The sequence below is a fragment of the Clostridium sp. DSM 8431 genome, assembly GCF_900116755.1.
Lineage (GTDB): Bacteria > Bacillota > Clostridia > Clostridiales > Clostridiaceae > Clostridium.
This window is the reverse complement of the sequence record NZ_FPBY01000004.1, coordinates 42,525-50,285: the sequence shown is the minus strand read 5'-3', so window position 1 is coordinate 50,285 and position 7,761 is coordinate 42,525. Positions and strand designations below refer to the sequence as shown.

Here is a 7,761-nt window from a genome sequence, read left to right as displayed (position 1 = left end):
TTTAGGTTCTTTTGCGGCCTACAATTATTTTTTAATGCATTTGATAACTTCCATATGAGAAAGCCAGTCAAAATCAGTGTTTAACATCAAAAAAAATTTTATACTTTTCTATGCATTAAAAAAAGAATTTGAATACACTTCTAATTCTATAAAAAACATAACTGGATATTATCCTAAATTTTTCAGGCCACCATATATCGCTGTAAAGAATGAAATGTTTGAAATCATAGATGTTCCTTTTATATGCGGCATAGGTTGCGAGGATTGGATTCCTGAAATTTCAGCTAAAACACGTGCGAAAACTATTATTGATAATGTTAAAGATGGGTCTATTATATTGCTTCATGATGCTACAGGAAATATTAATACAGTGAATGCATTACCAATAATTATTGAAAGTTTAAAAAAAGATAATTATGAATTTGTTACTGTTACTAATTTATTTAATAAAGTAAAAATTAATAATAATTTTAAGAACAAAATATGGACTAATATTTATGATTTAAAAAATAGGCTATTACTCGATTTTTCTTCGAATAATAGCCTATATTTTTATATATTATCTACTTACATTTAGCAACTATCATATCAGCTAAGTTATGAGCCATCTTATCTATTTCTTCTTGGTTTTCACCTTCAAGCATAACTCTAACTAATGGTTCTGTTCCAGAAGGTCTTATTAAAACTCTTCCTCTTCCATTTAAGCTTTCTTCTATTCTAGCTATTTCAGCCTTTATTTCTTCATCTTCTAAGTAAATATTCTTCATATCATTTGGAACTTTAGCATTTGCTAATACTTGTGGAAGTTCCTTCATTATAGAACATAATTCACTTAAAGCTTTACCTTCTTTTTTAACTATTGATGCAATTTGTAATGCAGTTACAAGTCCATCTCCAGTTGTGTTATGATCTAAGAATATAATATGTCCTGATTGTTCTCCTCCAAGTACATAGTTTCCTTTAGTCATTTCTTCAAGAACGTATCTATCTCCAACTTTAGTTTTTAAAGTCTTCATTCCATTTTCTTTACATGCTATGTCTAAACCTAAGTTACTCATAACTGTAACAACTATTGTATCATCATGTAACTTATTCATTTCCTTTAGATATTTTCCACAGATAGTTAAAATAAAGTCTCCTGTTATTAGATTTCCCTTTTCATCTACTGCTAAACATCTATCAGCATCACCATCAAATGCAAATCCGATATCACATCCGTTTTTTACTACATATTCCATAAGTTCTTCTGGATGTGTAGAACCACATTTCTTATTTATGTTAGTTCCATCTGGTGTATTATTTATAACATGCACTTCTGCACCTAATTCTTTGAATGCTTCAACTGACGACTTATAAGAAGCACCATTTGCACAATCTAAAGCAACTTTTAATCCCTTTAAATCTCCTGAAATTGTAGATTTTGCAAAGTTTATGTAATCTTCTAATGCACTTGCCTTTACATACTCTCTTCCTAAGTTCACACCAATTGGACTTGGTACTCCTTCAAAATCGCTTTCTATTATGCTTTGAATTTGATCTTCTAATTCATCTGAAAGCTTATATCCTCTAGCATCAAAAAACTTAATTCCATTATATTCAACAGGATTATGAGATGCAGATATAACTACTCCAGCATCTGCTCCATATTCTCTAGTTAAATGTGCTACTGCTGGTGTTGGTACTACTCCTAATACTACCGCTTCTGCACCTACTGATAATATACCAGCTACTAATGCAGCTTCTAGCATGTCACCTGAAATTCTGGTATCCTTTCCAACTAATATCTTAGGTTTGTGTGTACCTTCAGTTAAGACAAAAGCCCCTGCTCTTCCCAAATTATATGCTATTTGAGATGTTAATTCTGTATTGGCTATACCTCTTACTCCATCAGTTCCAAACATTCTACTCATTTTTTCTACCTCACAATTAAAATAAATAATCTATTTTTTACTATAAATAGTATAAACTCTATTGTTGTTTATATCAACTTTTAACTTTCTTTAAGCCTTTCAAGTATAATATTATATCCATCGCTTCCATAATTTACGCACCTATTTACCCTACTTATGGTTGCTGTACTAGCTCCTGTTATTTCTGCGATTTCAGTATAAGTTTTCTTTTCGCTCAATAGCTTTGCCACATGTATTCTTTGAGCTAAAGATTTTATTTCATTTATGGTTGCTACATCTTCAAAAAATTTGTAACATTCCTCCATATTCTCAAGCTTTAATATAGCTTTAAATAATAAATCCATTTCATCACTTTTTAACTTAGATTCAAAAGAACCCATTAATCTCACTCCCAATTAATTAAAGTATTATAATTCTTATTTATCATTATACTTAAAGCTTTAATAATTCACAACTTTATTATACTAAACCACATTATTCCTTAGCATTATTTTCATCTAAACCAATTATATTTTTTAATCCATCTATCTCTAAATCTTCATATGTAGTTTTAGTAGGTAGAATCCACACTTCTCCAGTACCAGAATAAACATTTAAAAATCCTTCACCATTAGTCATAGATCCTATTACAGAAGATGATTTTTGAACTGAAAATTCAATATTACCTGTTCTTAAAACTACAAAATCACCATCTACCTTTAAAAAATCATTATTTAGCTTACATCTAAATATTTCTGACTCAGGTACTGGAAGTTCAAGTACAACAATTCCACTTCCCTTTAATTTAGTTTGAAACACTCCTTTATTTCCAAGAGCAATAGATGATATTGTCTTTTGCATTGAAACTTCAACTTGTACGCTATCTTCACAGGCATAAAACATTCCATCATCAACTATTATTTCATCATCCTCTAATTCTATTAAAGCATAATACCCAAAGGATGGTTCTAAAAATATTTCACCAGTTCCTTTATAAGTAGGTTTAATTAGATTCTCTCCTGTAGCCTTACCTTTTAAAAATTTCTTACCTAACTCTAAAAGACCATGCTCCTTTGTTCTTATGCTTATATCACCTTTCATATAGCTTAATGAACCAATCTCCAACTTCACAGCACTATCTTGTAATATTATTCTTACTTGCCTAAGCCTTATATCAGCATCATTTATAATGTTAAGACATAAGGCAGTTTTAATATCTAAACCTCCACTTAGTCTATCATATTCAAGAACTTGAAATTTTGCATCATTAGACATTTGAGCTAGCATTGTAAGTTTATTATCTGAATCAACACTTGTCCTCATAGTCTCCCCCCTATAAAATATTTAACCTATCTTTAAGTATTGACTAATTTATAAAAAATAAGCTGCTACTAATAAAAATATTAGTAACAGCTCAAAATATATTATTTACTAATAAATTTTAGCTTCCTCTTCTCCATTAAGAACTCTTAATGCACCTTGAGCTAGAGCTAATAATTCATCCTCTCCAGGATATACTGTAACTGGAGCTATCCATTCTATTCTTCCTTTAAGATCTGGAACTAAAATATCTGAATAAGCAATTCCTCCAGTAAGAATAATTTGATCTACCTTTCCATCTAAAGCTGCAGCCATAGAACCTACTGCTTTTTCAATCTGATAAACAAATGCTTTATAGACTTTTGTACACTCTTTATTACCTTCTCCCATCTTATCGATAGTTCCCTTTACATCATTAGTATCTAAGTATCCTACAAAGCCACCTTTTCCAACAATTTTGCTATATACTTCTTCCTTAGTATATTTACCACTGAAACACATTTTAACTAAATCTCCTGCTGGTACAGAACCAGCTCTTTCTGGTGAGAATGGTCCTTCTCCATCTAATGTATTGTTAACATCAATGATTCTTCCATTCTTATGAGCTGCAACAGAAACTCCGCCCCCCATATGAACTACTACTAGGTTAAGATTTTCATATCCTTTTCCACTTTCTTTACCATATCTCTTAGCAACTGCTTTTTGATTTAAAGCGTGGAATATGCTCTTTCTTGGAAGTTCCTTAACTCCTGAATATCTTGCAACTTCCTCCATTTCATCAACTACAACTGGATCAACTATAAAAGAAGGAACTTTTAATTCATCTCCTATAGCCTTTGCAAGTGCACCACCTAAGTTTGATGCGTGTTGTCCTTGAACTCCAACTTTTAAGTCATTTAACATATCATCAGTTACTTTATAAGTACCTCCTTCTATTGGTTTTAGAAGTCCTCCTCTACCTACAATAGCATCAAACTCCTTAACATCAATATTCTTTTTCTTAAGTACTTCTAAGATAACATCTTTCCTAAAAACAAATTGATCAAATATAGTGTCATATCTCTTAATTTCTTCATTAGTATGTCTTATAGTTTCTTCTAATAGCTCCTTTTCATCTTCGTAAACACCAATCTTAGTTGATGTTGAACCTGGATTTATTATTAATAACTTATATGACATAACATGTACCCCCCAGTATTTATATGAAATTGTTTATGACTATTTATATATTTTATTTGCTAGCTTCTGCAACTATTGCTGCTAAAGCTATTGAATTAACTTTTGTCTCAAAACTGTCAGCTCTTGAAGTTAAGATAACTGGTGCTGAAGTTCCAACTAAAACACAACCATTTTTAACATCTGCTGTGTATGTTAATGTTTTATACATGATGTTTCCTGCTTCTATATCAGGCATTAATAGTATATCTGCCTTACCTGCTACAGGTCCTGTTACTCCCTTATGTTTTGCTGCTTCTTCTGATAATGCATTATCTAAAGCTAATGGTCCATCAACTATACATCCTTTTATTTGTCCTCTATCACTCATTTTTGATAATAGTGCAGCATCTAAAGTAGCTGGCATATTTTGATTTACAACTTCTACTGCACAGACTGGTGCAACTTTTGGACAATCAATACCACAAGCATGAGCAACTGTTACTGAATTCTTAACTATTTGAACTTTATCTTTTAATTCTGGATATGTGTTAAATGCAACATCTGTTAAGAATAGTAATCTATCATATCCTTTTATTTCAAATACAGCAACATGAGACATTACTTTACCAGTTCTTAAACCAATTTCTTTATTTAAAACGCTTCTTAAAAATGTAGCTGTATCAACTAATCCTTTCATAACCATATCAGCTTTTCCTGCTGATACTAATTGAACTGCATCTAAAGCAGCTTTCTTAGGATCTGCTTCATGATGAATTTCAAATTGTGATAAATCCATATCGATTGTTGAAGCTACTTCCTTTATCTTATCTTTATCTCCTACTAAAATTGCATCTGCAATCCCCATCTTCTTAGCTTCATTTACAGCTTCTAGAACCGGCTTGTCCTGTGCAACTGCAACAGCTAGTTTTTTTCTTTCGCACTCCTTAACCTTTGACAATAATTCATCAAAATTTTTACTCATTTCCATGCACCTCTTATTATATTTTTTTATTTTTTGTGGAGTTTAGTCCATTTTTTATAGTCTTTTTAACTTTTCAAGCAGTAAATATGATTTCAGTCTTATAGCACTATGTTAATTTTATAACAAATTAAAATTAAAAAAATTTCCATTTATGCTAAATTTATTGTAACAAAAAATGTTCTAAAAAGCAAAGTTTTCAGAACATTCTTTAATATTTTATATTTCTTTTTTACATTTCTTTATATTCAGCTATGATTTTTTCAGCTACTTTTATTCCATCAACAGCTGCTGAAATAATTCCTCCAGCAAAGCCTGCCCCTTCTCCTGAAGGATATAGTCCCTTAGCGCTTATACTTTCTAAATTATCATTTCTACTTAATCTTACTGGTGCTGAAGTTCTTGTTTCTATTCCTGTAAGCACTGCATCATCCATAGCATAGCCTTTAATTCTATTATCAAATACAGTAATACCTTCCTTTAAAGTATCAATAACATAACTTGGAAGACATTCTTTTAATTCTCTAAGCTCATATCCTGCTGTATAAGACGGATTCACTTTTCCTATCTTAGTAGACTTCTGATCCTTTAAGAAATCTCCAACAAGCTGTACTGGTGCTTTATAGTTTCCTCCTCCTAAATTGTATGCAAGACTTTCATAATGTCTTTGGAATTCCATTCCGTTAAGTGGTGAATTACCTTCAAAATCATTTGGTCCTACAGTTACAACTAAAGCTGAGTTTGCATTTTCAAGATCTCTTGCATGATAACTCATTCCATTAGATACAAGTCTCTTTTCTTCTGATGCTGCAGCAACTACAACTCCACCAGGGCACATACAGAAAGAGTATACTCCTCTATTATTTGCTCTAGATTGATAAGTTAATCTATAATCTGCAGCCTTAAGTCTTGGATGGTTTGCAAATTTTCCATACTGACTTACATTTATAATTTCCTGTGGATGTTCAATTCTAACACCTATAGCAAAAGGCTTGCTTTCCATGAATATTCCTTGTCTATGTAACATTTCATATGTATCTCTTGAACTGTGTCCTATAGCTAAAACTAAAGCTTCACATGGAATTTCTGAACCGTTAACAACTATACTTTTTAAAACTCCATCTTTAACATTTATAGATTCTAATCTTGAATTAAAGTGAACTTCTCCTCCAAGAGATTTTATCTGTTCTCTTATATTCATAACAACATCTTTTAAAATGTCAGTTCCAACATGCGGCTTGCCTTCATACATAATTTCTTCTGGTGCACCAGCCTGAACTAATTCTTTTAACACAAATCTGCATCTTTTATCTTTAATTCTTGTAGTTAATTTACCGTCTGAGAACGCTCCCGCTCCCCCTTCACCAAACTGAACATTAGATTCTAAATTAAGATCTGATTCACCTTTCCAGAAAGATTCAACAGTTCTAGTTCTAGTTTCTGCATCTTCTCCTCTTTCAAAAACTATTGGCTTATATCCTTGCTGTGCTAATGTTAACGTTGCAAAAATCCCAGCTGGTCCAAAACCAATTACTACAGGTCTTGAATTCATTTTTTTAGTTCCATGAGGTGTTTTTTCTTCAAATTCTTCCTCTTCAATCTTAGCATCCTTGCACTTTGCTTTTGATAAAATTCTTTTTTCACCATTGCAATTAACATCTATACAATAGTTAAACTTTATATTGTCTTTCTTTCTAGCATCTATACTTTCTTTTATGATTGTATAATTTATTATTTCATCTTCTTTTATTCTAAGTTCCTTAGCTACTTTCTTTTTAACTAATTCTTTTGGTTCATCTATACTTAAATTTATATTATTAATTCTTATAGTCATTTAATCACGCTCTCTTTTCTTTAGACTCTCTATGCATTTTATCATAAATCTGAAAAGATTAAGAGTGGAGATATATAACATTTAAATAAAAATTTTATTTTTACTTAATTATAATTATATCGTTTATTAATTTTTTTCAAATTCAATACTTTCCTTTAACTCAAATCTTATTTATTAAATCATATCCTGAAACAATAATTTCATGTTATAAGTGTTTTCCTTTTTATACTGCTTATAAGCAGGCATATAATATCTATCTACATATAGAAATAAATAAAATCCCAAGTCTATTAATTCAACTATTAAGTCTTCAATAGAATTATTATATTTCTGTACAAAAAGCTCATTTGGAACTATATAGAAATTAAGGTATGGACAATTAGCTAATAACATTTCATGTTCATCAAAAATGAATATTCCCTAAGCCTCTGCATATCGTAATTGAATAAAATCATTATAAATCCATGTTAAATTTTCACTTCTAGTTAAAGCAAATAAAATTCCATATGTAGTATAGCAATTTACTATTGATTCTTCCATCTTTAAATTCTTACTTTATACTAATAAAAACAACTAAGATT

8 protein-coding genes are annotated in these 7,761 nt (G+C 30.5%); 1 reads left to right on the top strand and 7 read right to left on the bottom strand.

Annotated elements, in window-relative coordinates; all coding sequences use genetic code 11:
• The first annotated feature begins 214 nt into the window (after positions 1–214).
• Positions 215–577, top strand: a complete 363-nt coding sequence (locus tag BM384_RS00900; RefSeq protein WP_139232019.1) for a polysaccharide deacetylase family protein — start codon at positions 215–217, stop codon at positions 575–577.
• Here the strand turns inward: BM384_RS00900 and glmM are convergent.
• The 7 genes from glmM to BM384_RS00865 form a co-directional block, all read right to left on the bottom strand.
• Positions 564–1,910 carry a phosphoglucosamine mutase gene (gene glmM / locus BM384_RS00895; RefSeq protein WP_090009709.1) on the bottom strand — a complete coding sequence of 449 codons (1,347 nt, stop codon included), beginning with the start codon at positions 1,908–1,910 and terminating at the stop codon, positions 564–566. The genes BM384_RS00900 and glmM overlap by 14 nt on opposite strands.
• A gap of 80 nt (positions 1,911–1,990) precedes the next feature.
• Positions 1,991–2,290, bottom strand: coding sequence for a YerC/YecD family TrpR-related protein (locus BM384_RS00890; RefSeq protein ID WP_090009706.1), 300 nt, complete (start codon positions 2,288–2,290; stop codon positions 1,991–1,993).
• A gap of 94 nt (positions 2,291–2,384) precedes the next feature.
• Positions 2,385–3,212 (bottom strand): AIM24 family protein, encoded by an 828-nt coding sequence (locus BM384_RS00885; RefSeq protein WP_090009703.1) that lies wholly within the window; start codon positions 3,210–3,212, stop codon positions 2,385–2,387.
• Between the two features lie 108 nt (positions 3,213–3,320).
• Positions 3,321–4,388, bottom strand: coding sequence for a butyrate kinase (gene buk, locus BM384_RS00880; RefSeq protein ID WP_090009700.1), 1,068 nt, complete (start codon positions 4,386–4,388; stop codon positions 3,321–3,323).
• 52 nt (positions 4,389–4,440) lie between these two features.
• Positions 4,441–5,349: a phosphate butyryltransferase gene (gene ptb, locus BM384_RS00875; RefSeq protein WP_090009697.1), complete on the bottom strand. Its 909-nt coding sequence runs from the start codon at positions 5,347–5,349 to the stop codon at positions 4,441–4,443.
• 229 nt (positions 5,350–5,578) lie between these two features.
• Positions 5,579–7,180, bottom strand: coding sequence for an NAD(P)/FAD-dependent oxidoreductase (locus BM384_RS00870; protein ID WP_090009694.1), 1,602 nt, complete (start codon positions 7,178–7,180; stop codon positions 5,579–5,581).
• A gap of 174 nt (positions 7,181–7,354) precedes the next feature.
• A complete protein-coding gene (locus tag BM384_RS00865; RefSeq protein WP_090009690.1) occupies positions 7,355–7,573 on the bottom strand; it encodes a hypothetical protein in 219 nt (72 codons plus the stop codon).
• Between the last annotated feature and the right edge of the window lie 188 nt (positions 7,574–7,761).